This is a genomic window from Curtobacterium sp. P97 (assembly GCF_023712445.1).
Taxonomy (GTDB): Bacteria; Actinomycetota; Actinomycetes; order Actinomycetales; family Microbacteriaceae; genus Curtobacterium.
This window is the reverse complement of record NZ_JAMAYF010000015.1, coordinates 48,913-64,262: the sequence shown is the minus strand read 5'-3', so window position 1 is coordinate 64,262 and position 15,350 is coordinate 48,913. Positions and strand designations below refer to the sequence as shown.

Sequence of the window (15,350 nt, the reverse complement as noted above, 5' to 3'; positions counted from 1 at the left end):
TGGCTGCCGGGTGAACGACCGGTGCCGCGTCCTCCCAGCAGGCGTCAGGAGGATGGGAGCGACCACGCGAGCGCGTTCGGTCGGAGAGGGAACCGTGACGGACGACACCAGCAACACCGCACTGCAGTCGATGATCGAGCGTGCCGGGCAGATCACCGCCGAGGAGGCCGAGGCGCTCGACGTCGTCTGGAAGGCCGACGAGCAGATCGTGGTGCCGGAGGCGAGCGCCTCGCTCGCGATCCAGGGCGGCGCCGACGGCCGGATGGTGACGAACGCCGACCTGCTGGCCGCGTGGAAGCACGCACTCGACGCCGCCGGCGAGGCCGGTCGCGTCGACGAGATCGAGGCGGCGCAGGAGGCCGGCAAGGCCGTCAAGCACGGCGGTGCACACCTCCGCGACCGCGCCGGGGCCGAGGAAGCGGTCCGCTCGGCGGTCCTCGCCACCGGCGTCCGCGACCTCCTGACGGACGAGGAGTACGACACGCTGACGGCGGCGTGGCGGAGGGTGCTCGGCGCGGCCTGACGGGACGTCGTCGGACGGGAGGCGCGGGGCGGACCGTCACCGCGCCTCCCGGTCGACGGACGACCGGACGGGAGGCGCGGGGCGGGCACGCCCAGGGCCTCCCGTCCGGCACGCGGTCACCGGCGGGTCGTCGGCCAGCCGCTCCTGTCGACCCGCGTCGACGGGTCAGCGGCGGATGAGCAGCGCGCTCGCGCGCGGTGACAGCGCCGCGTCGAGCACGAGGCACGCGGCGCCGACGGCCGCCACGTCCGCACCCCGCCCGCTGTCCACGACCGCGATCGGGTGCTTCGGGACGAGCAGCGGCGACCCCGTGATCGCGGCCCGCGCCGCCGGGAGGGCGACCGGGGCGATGCGCGACCAGAACGGTCCGCCGAAGACCACGCGGTCGACGTCGAGCAGGTTGACGATGACCACGACGGCCCGGCCCATGACGGTCCCGGCGTCGGCCGCGAGTCCCGAGGCGACCTCGTCGCCGGACGCGATCGCCTCGCCGAGGGAGTCCCAGGCCCGCTGCACGGCGGTGACGTCGTCCGCCCGAGCAGCGCCGGGCAGCCGGAGCCCGCGGTCCCGCGCGACCTCGACCAGCCGTGCCGGGGCGACCGCGGCCCCGACCTCACCCCGCGGACCGGAGCCGTCGGGGGTCCCCGCGAGCGCCCCCTGGTCGACCATGATGTGCCCGGCGTCGCCCGCGTTCGAGCCGGTACCGCGGACGGGTTCGTGGTCGACGACGAGCCCGACGCCGAACCCCGTCCCGAAGTAGACGAAGGCGAAGTTCCGCGCCGAGGACTCCCCCGCCAGGAACATCTCGCCGACGACCGCCGCGGTGACGTCCTTCTCGAGCAGCACCGGGAAGCCGGTCGCCTCGGCGAGCGCGTCGCGCAGCGGCACGTCCCGCCAGCGGGGCAGGAACGGCGGATCGAGCACGACGCCGGCGTCGACGTCGATCGGCCCGGGGCTCGCGATGCCGACGCCGAGCACGCTCTCCGCTGCGACACCGGCGTCCGCGACGAGGCCGTCGACGGCGGTCGCGATGGTCCGGACGACCTCGGCGGGGTCGTCCGCAGAGGGCGTCGACGTGGTGGTCTCGGCGACCACGCTGCCGGCGAGGTCGAGGAGCACGTACGTCACGACCGCGGGGTCGACGTGCACACCGACCGCGTACCGACTCGTCGCCTCGAGCCGCAGGATCGTCCGGGGCTTCCCACGGCCGGCGACCACGGTGCCGGACTCGACGATCATGCCGGCCTCGATCAGGAAGCGCGTGACGTTCGACACCGTCTGGGCGCTCAGGCCCGTGCTCGCGGCGAGCTCCACACGGCTCAGCCCGTCGGGCGAGCGGCGGACGGCGTCGAGCACGACGGTGCGGTTGAAGCCGCCGATCGACGGCAGGTTCGCCCCGCGCCGATGCTCCGCCATGCCGCGACCCTACCGCCGCCCGTGCGCACGCAACGGTGCTGCAACGCTTCGCACGTCGTCCTGGCACCCGGACGGGGTGCACCGCTACCCTGAGCGGCATGACGGACCTCCGCCTCGAAGCCCTCTCCGCGTCGACCGCCGCCGCGGCCAACTCGCTGACGCTCAAGCCCGGGCAGGAGCAGTTCGTCCAGCCGACGACGTACGGCGTCGCCGAGTCCGACGTGAAGCCGAGCTCGGCGTGGACCCGCGTGGTGCTCGACGGGGACCGCGTGGTCGGGATGATCATCGGCACCTTCGACGAGGACAACAACGAGGAAGAGCTCCGCAGCGCGATCTGGCGCGTCAACGTCGCCGCCGACGCACAGGGCCGCGGTGTCGGCCGCTTCGCGGTGCACGGTCTCGCGGACGAGGCCCGGAGCCGCGGGTTCGAGCGGCTCACGGTCGTGTACGAGCCGGGCGGCCACGGCGGCCCCGAGGCGTTCTTCCGCGCCCTCGGGTTCGAGGTCGTGCGTGAGACGCAGTACGGCGACCACTACGCCGTCCTCGCGCTCTGACCGGGCGTGGACGGAGCCGAGTCCGGACCCGAGCCGGACTCCGGGGCCGAGCCGGACTTCGGGGCCGCGGTCGCCGAGGTGGTCCGGCTGATCCCGGCTGGGCACGTCATGACGTACGGCGACGTCGCCGCCGTCCTCGGGTCGCGGGCCGCTCGCGCCGTCGGCACGGTGATGGCCCGCGAGGGTGCCGATCTGCCGTGGTGGCGCGTGGTGCGCGCCGGCGGCCTGCCGCCCGTCCGGCACGAGGCGCGGGCCCTCGAGCACTACCGTGCCGAGGGCACGCCGCTCGTTGAGCGGTCGTCGGCTGCGTCGGGCTCGTCGGCCTGGAGGATCGACGTGCGTCGGGCGCGCTGGTCACCCGCCACGGACGCCGACGACCCGTTCTGAGCGCTCAGTCGAAGCGCGAGCCCTTCGGGTTCGGCGGCAGCAGGAACATCACCAGCAGCACGAGCGAGCCGATGCCGACGACCACGTGCAGGAACTGCCAGAAGCCGGACAGGTTCGCGTCGTGCAGCCGACGGGCACCGAGGGCGAGCGACCCGATCAGTGTGGCCAGGCCCCAGAGCACGAACAGGTACGAGCCGACAGGGTTCTCGAGCACCGGGGTCCCGGGCGTGAACACCTGCGGGACGAGCTGGAGCACGAGCCCGATCACGGACGACGTCAGCCACCACCACCAGGCCTCGGAGCGGGAGGCCCGTCCGGTGAACACGGTGTACTTCCGCCAGAACCGTCGGACCGCCTCGGCGAAGGGTGCCCCGTAGAAGGGGTCGCGCAGGGCGACGCCGCCGGGCTGCACGCTGTCGTTGCTCATGGAGTCAGCAAACCACGTGCAGCCCGGTCCGTCAGACGAGCGAGTCCCGCCAGGCGGCGTGCAGCTGGGCGAACCGCCCGGTCCCCGCGATCAGGTCGTCCGGCGTGCCGTCCTCGACGATCCGCCCGTACTCCATCACGAGCACCCGGTGGGCGATCGCGACGGTCGACAGGCGGTGCGCGATGATCACGGCGGTGCGGTCCGCGAGCAGGGTCTCGAGGCCCTCCTGCACGAGCCGCTCGGACGGGATGTCCAGCGACGCCGTGGCCTCGTCGAGGATGAGCACCTTCGGGTCGGCGATGAACGCCCGGGCGAACGACAGGAGCTGCCGCTGCCCGGCCGACACCCGGCCACCGCGCTTGTTCACGTCGGTGTCGTACCCGTCGGGCAGGGCCTCGATGAACGCGTCCGCCCCGACCGCCTCCGCCGCGCGCACGATCTCGTCCCGCGTCGCCCCGGGCTTGCCGAGCGCGATGTTGTCCGCGACGGAGCCGGAGAACAGGTACGCCTCCTGCGTGACCATGACGATCGCGCGGCGCATGTCCTTCGGGTCGATGTCCCGCAGGTCCACGCCGTCGAGCCGCACGGAACCCTTCGACGGGTCGTAGAACCGCGCCATGAGCTTCGCGAGCGTCGACTTCCCGGCACCGGTCGACCCGACGAGCGCGATGGTCTGCCCCGCCGGGATGTGCAGGTCGAACTCGGGGAGCACGACCTTCTCGGCGTTGTACGCGAACTCGACGTCGTCGAAGTCCATCGCGCCGGTGGCGTCCGGCAGCCGCACGGGCTTCGCGGGGTCCGGCACCGACGGGCGTTCCTCGAGGACGCCGGAGATCTTCTCCATCGCCGCCGAGGCCGACTGGTACCCGTTGTAGAACATCGCGAGCTCCTGCGCCGGGTCGAAGAACCGCTTGGCGTACAGCGCGACCGCGAGCAGCGCGCCGACCTCGAGCGAGCCCCCCACGATCCGGAAGCCGCCGACGATGACGACCGCCGCGAGCGTGGCGTTGCCGATGAGGACGAGCACCGGGTCGAAGGTCCCGAACAGGTTGAACACCTTCGTGTTCGCCACCCGGTAGTCCTCGACGTAGCCGCCGTACTCGTCGCGGTTGCGGGACTCCTTCCGGAACGCCTGCACCGCCCGGATGCCGGTCATCGTCTCGACGAAGTGCACGATGACGCGCGCCGAGGTCACACGGGTGGCCCGGAACAGGGTCTGCGAGTTCTGCTGGAACCAGCGGATCAGGAACCACAGCGGCACGAGCGACACCGCGAGCACGAGCCCGGAGGTCGGGTCGAGCAGCACGAGCGCGATGCCCGTGAACACCATGTAGAGCACGCCCTGGATGAGCTGGTTCAGGCCGGAGTCGAGCAGCTCGCGGATCGAGTCCAGGTCGCTCGTCTGGCGGGAGATGATCCGTCCGGACGTGTACGTCTCGTGGAACTCGAGCGACAGCCGCTGGGTGTGCAGGAACACGCGCTTCCGCAGGTCGAACAGGATCGCCTGGCTGATCCGCGCCGCGAGCACGGTGTACCAGGCGGTGAGGACCGCGCCGAGCACCGCGACGACGATGTACGTCGCCACGACGCCGAACGCCGGTACCCAGTCGTTCTCGTCCATCACCCGGGGCAGGGCGTTGTCGATGCCCCACGCGATGAGCGCGGGACCCGCGACGGTGCCCGCGGTGGAGACCACCACGACGACGCCGAGCAGCACGAGGCGTGCCTTCAGCGGAGCCGCGAGCGACCCGAGCAGGGCGAGGGAGCGACGCCGCAGGCGCTTGCTCTCCGCCTTGCTGAAGTCCTCGCGCTCCTCGCCGCGCACGCCGAGCGTGGTGACCGCGGCGGTGACGGGGCCGGCCGCCTTGGTGTCCGCGACGTCGTCGAGGACGGGATCGGGGCCTCCGGGCCCGGCTGCCGTGTCCACGGGCGGTACCTGGTCCTGCTGGCTCATGCCATCGCCTCCTCTCGGGCGGGTGCGTCGTCCTCGTCGAGCGAGGAGATGACGTAGCGGTAGTGCTCGTTGGTGGCCATCAGCTCCGAGTGGGTGCCGACGGCGGTGATGCGTCCGCCCTCCATGAGCGCCACCCGGTCGGCGAGCGTCACGGTCGAGGGGCGGTGGGCGACGATGAGCGACGTGGTGTCGGCCAGCACGCGGCGGAGCCCGGCCTCGACCCGCGCCTCGGTGTCGACGTCGAGCGCCGACAGCGGGTCGTCGAGCACCAGGACCGACGGCCGCGCGGCGATCGCGCGGGCGAGCGCCAGACGCTGCCGCTGGCCGCCGGAGAGCGACAGCCCCTCCTCGCCGACGCGGGTGTCGACACCCTCGGGCAGGTCGTCGACGAAGGACGCCTGCGCGATGTCGAGCGCCTCGCGCATGATGCGCTCGGCCTCGTCGCCGGACAGGTCCGGGCGACCGAGCAGCACGTTGTCGCGGACGCTCGTCGAGAACAGCGTGGCGTCCTCGAAGGCGACACCGACGTGCCGACGGAGGTCCGCGCGGGTGAGGTCGCGGACGTCGACGCCGTCGATCGTGATCGAGCCGCCGGTCACGTCGTACAGCCGCGGCACCAGGGACAGCAGGGTCGTCTTGCCGCTGCCGGTCAGGCCGACGAGCGCCATGGTCTCGCCCGGGTGCAGCTGCAGCTCGACGCCGTCCACCAGGTCCGGGTACTCGTCCGTCGCGTCCTGGTACCGGAAGTGCACGGCGTTGAACGACAGCGCACCGTGCGGTTCGTCGATGGTCCTCGGTGACTCCGGGTCCTGGATCGTGTTCTCGGAGTCCATGACCTCGAAGAACCGGTCGACCGCGGTCCGGGTGTCGAACGTCATCGACAGGAAGAACCCGATCGACTCGATCGGGAACCGCAGCACGGTCGCCGTCGCGAAGAACGCGAACAGCTGTCCGACCGTCAGCTCGCCCTGCGACGCCAGCCAGATGCCGGCGAGCAGGCACAGCGCGAACGCGACGTCCGGCACGAGCAGCAGCCACAGCCAGATGCTCGCGATGGCCTTCGCCTTCTCGATCTCGGTGCCGCGGAGCGCCTCGGCCTGCTCACTGAACTCGTCGAGCTTGAAGCGACCGCGGCCGAACGCCTTGAGCACGCGGATGCCGTGCACCGACTGCTCGACGCTCGTGGCGAGGTCGCCGACCTGGTCCTGGCTGCGCCGCGCGACGACGGAGTACTTCCGCTCGAACAGCAGGCCGTTGATCCACAGCGGGATCGACGCCACGAGGAAGATCAGTCCGAGCAGCCACCCGAAGGTGAAGAGCACGACGAAGCCGACCGCGATCGTGACGATGTTCACCACGAGCAGCACGACGCCGAACGCCAGCCATCGGCGGATGAGCGACAGGTCGGACACCGAACGGGACAGCAGCTGCCCGGACTCCCAGCGGTCGTGGAAGGCCACCGGCAGGTCCTGGAGCTTGGCGTAGAGCGCGTTGCGCATGCTCGTCTCGATGCGCGTCGACGGGCGCATCACGAGCCGTCGGCGGGATGCGATGAAGAAGGCCTCGAGGGCGCCGAGTGCGAGCACGCCGAGTCCGGCGGGCCAGATGAGCGCGGCGTCGCGCGAGGACAGCGGTCCGTCGACGAGCCACTGGAGCACGTACGGGATCACCAGGGCGACGAGCGAGGCGCCCATCGCCGCGGCCATGCCGCCGAACAGTCGCCAGCGGTACGGCCTGACGTAGGGCCAGATGCGCCCGATGGCGCGCAGGGTCGAGGGGCGGTCGGTGGAGGGGGTCGCCTGGTCGGGCGTTGTGGACATGCGGTTGCGTCCTCGTGCGTCGTGCGGCGTCCGCCCGGTCGGGTCGTCCGGCCCGCCGACGGGTCGCGTCGGTGGGTGGCGGTCCGGCCGGGAGGCGCGGCGTGGCAGTGCGGTGGTCGTCGGCCGGGCGCGTGGTCGCGCGCCGTCGCCGCCACTCGCGTGACGTCGACCGGGCCGGAGGGCACCGGGGACACGGGTCCCCGGGTTCTCAGCAGGTGGTCCGCGCTCGCCGACGGTGTCGTCGGGCGCGAGGCCGTGGGAGGGGCCTGGCTAGACGGCGGCCGCGCCCGGGTACCGGAGCGGCGGTGCCGTCCGGGTCCGGGGTCGCGGGGCGGGAGTGGTCCCCACGAGGGACACGAGACCCGTCCGGGCAGCCGTCGCCACTGTTCCGGTCGTCGCGTCCATCGTCACTCCAGTCGTCGTCTTCGTCACCGTTGTGTCCGCGGGCACGGCCGATCCGGTTGCGATCGTCCGATGCGGTGCGGAGCCTTACAGACTATTCACAGTCGCACGTGTTGCGCAATGGTCTCGACGTTGTTGGACGCCGTCGATCCGAGCGCGTGGCGCTGTCCGGTGACCGGTGTTCGGTGTTCGGTGACTCAGTGGAAGAAGTGACGCTCGCCGGTGAAGTACATGGTCACGCCGGCCGCCTGCGCCGCCGCGATGACCTCGTCGTCACGGACGCTGCCGCCCGGCTGCGCGACGGCACGGACACCGGCGTCGAGCAGGACCTGCAGGCCGTCGGCGAACGGGAAGAACGCGTCCGACGCTGCGACGCTGCCCCGGGCACGCTCCCCGGCGCGGTCCACCGCGAGGTGGCAGGAGTCCACCCGGTTGACCTGGCCCATGCCGACGCCGACGCTCGCGCCCTGGTCGGCGAGCAGGATCGCGTTCGACTTCACGGCGCGGCTGGCCTTCCACGCGAACGCGAGGTCGGCGAGGGTCGCGTCGTCGGCCGGCTCGCCGGACACCAGGGTCCAGGTCGACTGGTCGAAGGTGGTGAAGCGGTCGGCGTCCTGCACGAGGAAGCCGCCGGAGACCTGCTTGACCTCACGGGACGCGAGCGCGAAGTCCGCCGGCAGGGTGAGGAGCCGGATGTTCTTCTTCTGCGAGAGGATCTCGAGCGCCTCGGGGTCGAAGGCCGGGGCCACGACGACCTCGGTGAAGATGTCGCGCACGGTCTCGGCCATCTGCTTCGTGACCGGGCGGTTCGCGGCGATGACCCCGCCGAAGGCCGACAGCGGGTCGCAGGCGTGCGCGGCGGCGTGCGCCGAGGCGATCGGGTCGACCGCGTCGGCCGGGGCGGTGGCGATGCCGCACGGGTTGGCGTGCTTGATGATCGCGACGGCGGGGGTGTCGAAGTCGTACGCGGCCCGGACGGCGGCGTCGGCGTCGACGTAGTTGTTGTACGACATCTCCTTGCCGTGCAGCTGCGTCGCCTGGGCGATGCCCGCTCCGCCGGAGGTCGTGTAGAGCGCGGCGGCCTGGTGCGCGTTCTCGCCGTAGCGGAGCGTCGCGGTCAGCCCGGCCTCGAGCCGGAGCGTCTCGTCGAACGAGCCGGGCGTCTCGAGGTCGCCCGTCACCTTGGGCGCGGCGGCCTGGGCGGCGACGTGTGCCGCGTCCTGCCCGACGACGTCGGTCGCGAAGTACGACGCGACGGCGGCGTCGTAGGACGCCGTGTGGGCGAAGGCCTGGGCGGCGAGGCGCTTCCGGAGTTCGAGCGTGGTGCCCCCGGCGCGGACTGCCTCGACGACCTCGGCGTAGGACGACGGCGACACGACGATCGCGACGTTCGGGTGGTTCTTCGCCGAGGCGCGGACCATCGCCGGTCCGCCGATGTCGACGTTCTCCACCACGGTCGCGGCCTCGGCACCCGAGGCGACGGTCTCGACGAACGGGTACAGGTTCACCACGACGAGCTCGAACGGCGCGATGCCGAGCTCGGCGAGCTGCTGCTCGTGCGACTCGAGGCGCAGGTCGGCGAGGAGCCCCGCGTGCACGGCAGGGTGCAGGGTCTTGACGCGGCCGTCCAGCGACTCCGGGAACCCGGTCACGCTCGACACGTCGGTGACGGCGTACCCGGCGTCGCGGATCGTCTGCGCCGTGCTGCCAGTCGAGACGAGCTCCACGCCTGCGTCGGCCAGGGCGCCGGCGAGCTCGAGCAGGCCGGACTTGTCGCTCACCGAGATGAGCGCGCGCCGCACGGGGACGACGTCGCGGTGGCGGTAGAGGCTGGGGTCGGCGGCGTGCACGCTCATGCGCTCGGGGGGCCCTTCAGGTCGGTGGTGCCGTTGGCGATGTCGAGGATGGTCTGGATGAGCAGGCGGCGCTCGACCGGCTTGATGCGGTCGTGCAGCGTCGACTCGGAGTCGTCCGGCAGCACCGGGATCCGCTCCTGCGCCAGGATCGGGCCGGTGTCCACGCCGTCGTCGACCTGGATCACGCTGGCGCCGGTCTGCTCGACGCCGGCGGCCAGGGCGTCACGGACCCCGTGTGCGCCGGGGAACTCGGGCAGGTACGCGGGGTGGGTGTTGATGATCGCGGGGGCGAACTCGGACACGACGGCGTGCGGGAGCAGGCGCATCAGGCCGGAGAGCACGAGGAGGTCCGGCGACCACGACCGGATCTGGGCGGCGAGCTCGGCGCCCCACTCGTCGCGCGAGGCGAAGCGGGAGAACGGCACCGAGAAGGTCGGGACCCCGAACTCCTCGCCCAGCGCCAGGCCCTCGGCATCGCGGTCGGCCCCGATCGCGACCACGCGGGCGGGGTACTCGGCGTCGGTCGTCGCCTCGAGCAGGGCTCGGAGGTTCGAGCCGGTACCGGAGATCAGGACGACCAGTTCGAGCACGGGGACCAGCCTAGCGGCGGCGCGGCGAGCGCTACGCGTCGTGCTTCGGACGGCGCCACCAGGGCAGCTCGTCCTCGGCGATCTGGTCGGTCTGGTCCCACCGCGACCCGGAGCCCGTGGGGGCCGGTGCGGCGGATCCGGGTGCGGCGCGCTCCCCGCGGGAAGCCTCGGTGTCCGCTGCGTCCCGGGCACCGTCGGCGTCGTCGCGCCCGGCGACGAACTCCTCGGTGCTCCACGGGAACGCCGGCTGCTGTTCGGTGCCGGGGGCGTGCGGCAGCGTCTCGTCGCGCTCCGATCGCCCGGACTGCCGGGACTGCCGGGACTGCTGGGACTGCCCCGAGGGGTCGTGTGACGGGTGATGGGCCGAGCCGCCGACCCGGTCGCGCAGCTCGCCGACACGGGCGCGGACGTCACCGGCGGCGCTGCGCAGTCGGTCGCGCAGGCTGCTGGTGCCGCTCCGTGCCGGCTGCGTGCCCGGCGTCGGTGCGGGGGCGACCCGTTCCGCGGCGACGGCGTCCGTCCGGGCCCAGTCGGGCAGGGGGACGTCGTCCGGCTCGGCCGCAGGAGCACGGCCGGCCACGGGAGCACCGCCGGCCTCGGGAGCCCGGCCGGGCTCGGGCTCGGAGACCGACGCCGGAGCACGCCGGTCGGTGGACCCGCCGGCGGGCTCGTCGGTACCACGGGCATGGTCGGTCCGTGCGGCCACCGTCGGTGTCGGCGCGGGCTCGTCGTCCTCGATCGTCTCGGTCGGCTGGTCGTCCCCGCGGTGCGACCCGGTCGCGGACGCCGGGGTCGCGTGGGTCGCGGAGTCGTGCGCCTCGTGGACCCTGAACCGGTGCGTCGCAGGCACGTGGCCCGCTCCGGCCTCGTCCAGCGCCGTGACGAGCGAGCCCGCACGGGCGTCTTCGGCAGTCGCCTCGGCAGCGGCGTCCTCGGCCTCGACCCAGCGCTCACGACCCCACGACCGCTCGGGCATGCGCACCAGATCGCTTCCGACGGCCAGTGCGACCGCGGCGGGCAGCCCGACCTCGAGCGCCGCGGAGAGTCCGACGAGCAGTCCGTTCGGCCCGGCCTCGGCGAGCCGACCGGGGCCGAGCGAGCCTGAGGTCAGTCCCGTGGCGACCCCGGTCAGCACCCCCGCCACGACACCGGTGGCGACGCCCGCGAGTGCGCGGCGGAGCGGGGTGTCCTCGTGGCCCAGGGCACGGACGAGCGCGGGGCGCATGAGACCGCCGACCACGAACCCGGCGACGACGGGCACGAGCACCCCGAGCAGTCCGAAGGTGTGCCCGGACGCCGGCAGCGCGCCGAACACCGGGACACCGGGGATCGGCCCGAGCGACGTGCCGATCGGCGAGACGCTCGACCCGGTGCCGATCGCGAAGCCCGGACCGACCAGCCACGCGACCGCCCAGCCCACGAAGTCGGGCAGGAACGCGAGCTGCCCCACGGTGAGCGCGATGCCCCCGACCACGCCGGCGTGGGAGCGCTCGTACAGCGCGATGACCTCGGCGAACGAGGTGACGAGCAGGAACGCGACGACGATGCCCGCGGCGGCGACCACCACGGCGGTCACCGCGGTGCCGGCACGGAGCGCGAAGCCGGCGACGGTGCGCCACAGCGCGGGGATCCGGTCGACCTGGTCGAGCACCCGTCGTGTGAGCGGGTCGGCCGGCAGTCCCCGACGGACCCGGCACACCTCGCTCGTCGCCAGGGCGGGGACCGCGAACCAGAGCGCGGGCAGCACGACGGCCTGCCACACCACGGGGTCCGAGGCCGCCGACGTCGACGAGAGCGCGACCGCGAGCCCGAGCAACGCGACGGCGGCGGTGCCGACCAGCAGCCCGGTCGTCCGGTGCTCGGTCTCGGCGAACCGGCGACCGGCGCGCCCGCCGAGCCAGGCGGTCACGACCGCGAAGCCGAGGGCTGCGAGCGTCACGTGGATGGGGTCCGCCGCCCCGTCGACCCCGGAGGCCCCGGCGACGTCGCTGCCGAGCCGGAAGGTCACGTCGACGCCGTGGCCGACGAGCCAGACGCTGCCCGCGGCCTTCCAGAAGACGTCCCAGTCGATCTGCAGCCCGTACTCGAAGCCCCAGAGCAGGGTCAGCGGCACGAGGGCGATCCCGACGCCCACGCCGACCGTCACGATCGCCTCGACGGCGGCCAGCAGTGCGGTTCCCAGGCGGTTCATCCCCGCCAGAGTACGTGTCGCCCAGGCGGTCGCCGGCGAGCCGCGCGGTGTCCACGATGACCTTCGCAACGCCCCCTCCCCGGCTCGCGGGTCGCGCAGTCCAACCCAGGACCATCGACAGCGCCTCCAACCACGTCATCGCGATGGCGATACTCGGCTGCCGCGATCAACGCGCCCCACCGTACTCCGCTAGAGGAATGCTTGACGTTCGCCGTCAGGCCCTCCGCCGATCCGACAACCAAAGGCTGACGATGATGCTCACGTTTCGGTCATCGGAGGCTCTGAACCGACCGGTTGCGCCTCGTCCGTTAATGGAAATGGAGCTGCGCGGATCCTGTCTGCTAGAGATTTCACCGGATCGCGCCGGCGCGACAAACCGTCCGTCGGGAATAGTGCAGCCGTCGCCAACGGATATTGCCCTAGTAGACGCGAGCTCCACTCCCTCTCAACTCCCTTGACGTAACGCGCGAGCCCTCTTACGTGCAGGAACAGATCTTTATCCGAGTCATCCAATTCCCTGACGGAAGAAACTGCGTCCTGAGTGCTCGACCCTACCTTTGATAGTGCGGCGTTGAGATTGAACAATTCCAGACGAAGCTGCCTCTTGAGCGCCTTTCGAACACGGGGCGCATCGCCGTCGATAGTCAAACCAGCGACACGGAACGCCTGACCGAGCTTCCGAGTGCGTGTCTTATTGACATTCAGAACCAGTCCCAGCTTTGAAAGTTCCGAGCTCACAAATGTAGATGCATCGAACCATGATTTACCGGAGAAGATCATGTCGTCGGCGTATCGCGAGTAGGCAAGCCCATGCGCGAGCGCCCAATAGGATACCTCGCGATCAAAGTTCGCCAGAACAAGATTCGACATCAAGGGACTAGTTGAGGTGCCGGTCGGAAGCGAACCTTTGATCGTCAGTACGTTCGCCAATTCGTCCGCGATGAGCTTTTCCGCCCCGAAGTTCTGAAGAGCGACGCCGACATGGGCTGCTGTCACAGATGGAAAGAAGTCCTTGATATCCAAACGCTGCGCCCAGGGTTGACCGACATGCGGCGCAGCCGCATCTTTCGCGCTCAGCCCGGACATATACCCGACACAACTCGGATGCAAAAACACCGAGAGATACCGGAGATTACTCAGGATGCGACGATGAAGGTCATTGACCGCCTCATCGACAACGATCGACAATTCCCGCCGTTTCCCTTTAAGGTGAATCGGCTTAGTCTCGTAAGCGTCAGCTTGTTGAGCGCGAGCGACTGTTTGCACGAATGCCTCGTACGTGTATCCCAACTTGCTCGCCAACTGCGGAATCGTACGCAGACGCGCGAAGGGCCCAACTGGGCCGACGCCTATGAGTGTAGGATTGGCTTGATTGACGCCCGGATGCGAACTCGCATCCACGATAAGTCGAACCCAGTTGGGCACGCTTACACTATCAAACTTTCGCCGGTGCAAGGCGTTATCGAAGTCCATGACGTGCGCCAGATGCCGCGCTGACCGCTGGAGGAGCTGGCGCTCGTCTTCCCGACGCGTGTCGCGCCCCCCATCGAGGTCTAGGTTGACGATGGCGAGGGCATAGTCCGCCGCCGCGAGCCCACCCAACGGCTTCCGTCCGAGCCGGGCCAGCACACGCGCGCGCGGTGTTCCGGTTCGGTCGAGTGCCGATACAGCTTGAGCTACTGCACCGCCGAATAACGCGGCGTGCGCGCTACTCTCGTTCTCGATTACGAGTTCCACTTCGGCGCCCGCGTAGCGTTGAAGTATCGACTGAATAAGCGTGAACAGCATCGCAAGATGCGCGTCTAAATCTTTCTCCTGCCCGAGTGCGAAGTCGTGATGCAGCACGTGAAATCGAAGATCGACCGATGTCATCGCCTCAAGGCCGCGCTTACGGAGGTCAGCGTTGTCGTAGGTGAAGTGAAATCCTTCGCGGTCAAAGCGGTCGCGACGTTGATCGGGGCTCTTGTACCCCTCCCGAGGCTCCCAGAGCGCATCGTCAGCGACTGCCAGGGCTGCCGCATCAGTGATCGAGCGGCTGAGCTCATCGCCCCTGGACGTCACCGCAGCTCCCACCAAAAGACGCCGGCCCACTTTCGACCGCTGCTTGCGAGTCTCCGATGCTCCCGATGGAAGGATGTCGTCTGAATCCGGGTCGTCGGCCCATCGATCAACGTACGACTCATCGATGAATGCAGTCAGCCGCAGATTGCGCCGACTAAATTCGCCACTCAGCACGTCACTCACTCGCCCGATATTAGGTCTTGGAGTTGTAGGGTGACAGGAGGCTCGGCGTGGAAACCGCGCCGAGCCTCCTGGCAGCCTTCGAGGACGCGACCCCGTTAGTGGGCGGCGACCACCTCGCGCAGCAGCGCGGCCGTCTCGGACGGCGTCTTGCCGACCTTGACGCCGGCGGCCTCGAGCGCCTGCTTCTTCGCCTCGGCGGTCCCGGCGGAACCGGAGACGATCGCGCCGGCGTGGCCCATGGTCTTGCCCTCGGGCGCGGTGAAGCCCGCGACGTAGCCGACGACCGGCTTCGTGACGTGCGCCTTGATGTAGTCGGCCGCGCGCTCCTCGGCGTCGCCGCCGATCTCGCCGATCATGACGATCGCCGTCGTCTCCGGGTCGGCCTCGAACGCGGCGAGCGCGTCGATGTGCGTCGTGCCGATGACCGGGTCGCCGCCGATGCCGATGGCGGTCGAGAAGCCCAGGTCACGCAGCTCGTACATCATCTGGTAGGTCAGGGTGCCGGACTTCGACACGAGACCGATCGGGCCCTTGCCGGTGATCGTCGCCGGGGTGATGCCGACGAGCGACTCCCCCGGGGTGATGATGCCGGGGCAGTTCGGGCCGATGATCCGGGTCTTCCCGCCCAGCGCCTTCGCGTGCGCCCAGAACTCCGCGGAGTCCTGCACGGGGATGCCCTCGGTGATGACGACGACGAGCGGGACCTCGGCGTCGATGGCCTCCATGACCGCGTCCTTCGCGAACGCCGGCGGGACGAAGACGATCGAGACGTCGGCACCGGTGGTGTCGACGGCTTCACGCACCGAGCCGAACACGGGGAGCTCGACGTCGCCGTGCGTGACGGTGGTGCCGGCCTTGCGGGCGTTCACGCCGCCGACGACCTGCGTGCCGGCCTTGAGCATGAGCGCGGTGTGCTTCGTGCCCTCGCCGCCGGTGATGCCCTGGACGATGACCTTCGAGTCCTTGTTGAGGAAGATCGACATTGC

12 protein-coding genes are annotated in these 15,350 nt (G+C 70.9%); 3 read left to right on the top strand and 9 right to left on the bottom strand.

What is annotated here, in order from left to right; translation table 11 throughout:
• Nucleotides 1-94: 94 nt before the first annotated feature.
• A complete protein-coding gene (locus M3677_RS15015) occupies nt 95-523 on the top strand; it encodes a hypothetical protein (RefSeq protein WP_209685343.1) in 429 nt (142 codons plus the stop codon).
• 165 nt (nt 524-688) lie between these two features.
• Here M3677_RS15015 and M3677_RS15010 read toward each other — a convergent pair whose 3' ends face one another.
• The gene (locus M3677_RS15010; RefSeq protein WP_066656834.1) at nt 689-1,939 is read right to left on the bottom strand and encodes an ROK family transcriptional regulator; all 1,251 of its coding nucleotides are present in this window, start codon (nt 1,937-1,939) and stop codon (nt 689-691) included.
• A 98-nt stretch (nt 1,940-2,037) separates the two neighbouring features.
• Between M3677_RS15010 and M3677_RS15005 the strand changes: the two genes are divergently transcribed.
• Both M3677_RS15005 and M3677_RS15000 read left to right on the top strand, forming a co-directional pair.
• Nucleotides 2,038-2,493: a GNAT family N-acetyltransferase gene (locus tag M3677_RS15005; protein WP_066656837.1), complete on the top strand. Its 456-nt coding sequence runs from the start codon at nt 2,038-2,040 to the stop codon at nt 2,491-2,493.
• A 6-nt stretch (nt 2,494-2,499) separates the two neighbouring features.
• Nucleotides 2,500-2,880 (top strand): MGMT family protein, encoded by a 381-nt coding sequence (locus M3677_RS15000; RefSeq protein WP_066656839.1) that lies wholly within the window; start codon nt 2,500-2,502, stop codon nt 2,878-2,880.
• 4 nt (nt 2,881-2,884) lie between these two features.
• On the opposite strand, the gene M3677_RS14995 is transcribed toward M3677_RS15000, so the two are convergent.
• The 8 genes from M3677_RS14995 to sucD all read right to left on the bottom strand — a co-directional run bounded on the left by M3677_RS14995 (nt 2,885) and on the right by sucD (nt 15,347).
• The gene (locus M3677_RS14995; RefSeq protein WP_209685342.1) at nt 2,885-3,307 is read right to left on the bottom strand and encodes a DUF805 domain-containing protein; all 423 of its coding nucleotides are present in this window, start codon (nt 3,305-3,307) and stop codon (nt 2,885-2,887) included.
• 31 nt (nt 3,308-3,338) lie between these two features.
• The gene (locus M3677_RS14990; protein WP_251160934.1) at nt 3,339-5,261 is read right to left on the bottom strand and encodes an ABC transporter ATP-binding protein; all 1,923 of its coding nucleotides are present in this window, start codon (nt 5,259-5,261) and stop codon (nt 3,339-3,341) included.
• Nucleotides 5,258-7,081 (bottom strand): ABC transporter ATP-binding protein, encoded by a 1,824-nt coding sequence (locus tag M3677_RS14985; RefSeq protein ID WP_251160933.1) that lies wholly within the window; start codon nt 7,079-7,081, stop codon nt 5,258-5,260. Before M3677_RS14985 ends, M3677_RS14990 begins: the two co-directional genes overlap by 4 nt.
• Before the next feature lie 599 nt (nt 7,082-7,680).
• On the bottom strand, nt 7,681-9,339 hold the full coding sequence (gene purH / locus M3677_RS14980) for a bifunctional phosphoribosylaminoimidazolecarboxamide formyltransferase/IMP cyclohydrolase (protein WP_251160932.1): 1,659 nt from the start codon (nt 9,337-9,339) through the stop codon (nt 7,681-7,683).
• On the bottom strand, nt 9,336-9,929 hold the full coding sequence (gene purN, locus M3677_RS14975) for a phosphoribosylglycinamide formyltransferase (RefSeq protein ID WP_251160931.1): 594 nt from the start codon (nt 9,927-9,929) through the stop codon (nt 9,336-9,338). Before purN ends, purH begins: the two co-directional genes overlap by 4 nt.
• Before the next feature lie 31 nt (nt 9,930-9,960).
• Nucleotides 9,961-12,120: a DUF6350 family protein gene (locus M3677_RS14970; protein ID WP_251160930.1), complete on the bottom strand. Its 2,160-nt coding sequence runs from the start codon at nt 12,118-12,120 to the stop codon at nt 9,961-9,963.
• A gap of 258 nt (nt 12,121-12,378) precedes the next feature.
• Entirely contained in the window at nt 12,379-14,364 is a 1,986-nt protein-coding gene (locus M3677_RS18500; protein ID WP_251160929.1) for a reverse transcriptase family protein, read from the bottom strand.
• A 95-nt stretch (nt 14,365-14,459) separates the two neighbouring features.
• Nucleotides 14,460-15,347 (bottom strand): succinate--CoA ligase subunit alpha, encoded by an 888-nt coding sequence (gene sucD / locus M3677_RS14960; protein WP_251160928.1) that lies wholly within the window; start codon nt 15,345-15,347, stop codon nt 14,460-14,462.
• Nucleotides 15,348-15,350: the final 3 nt, after the last annotated feature.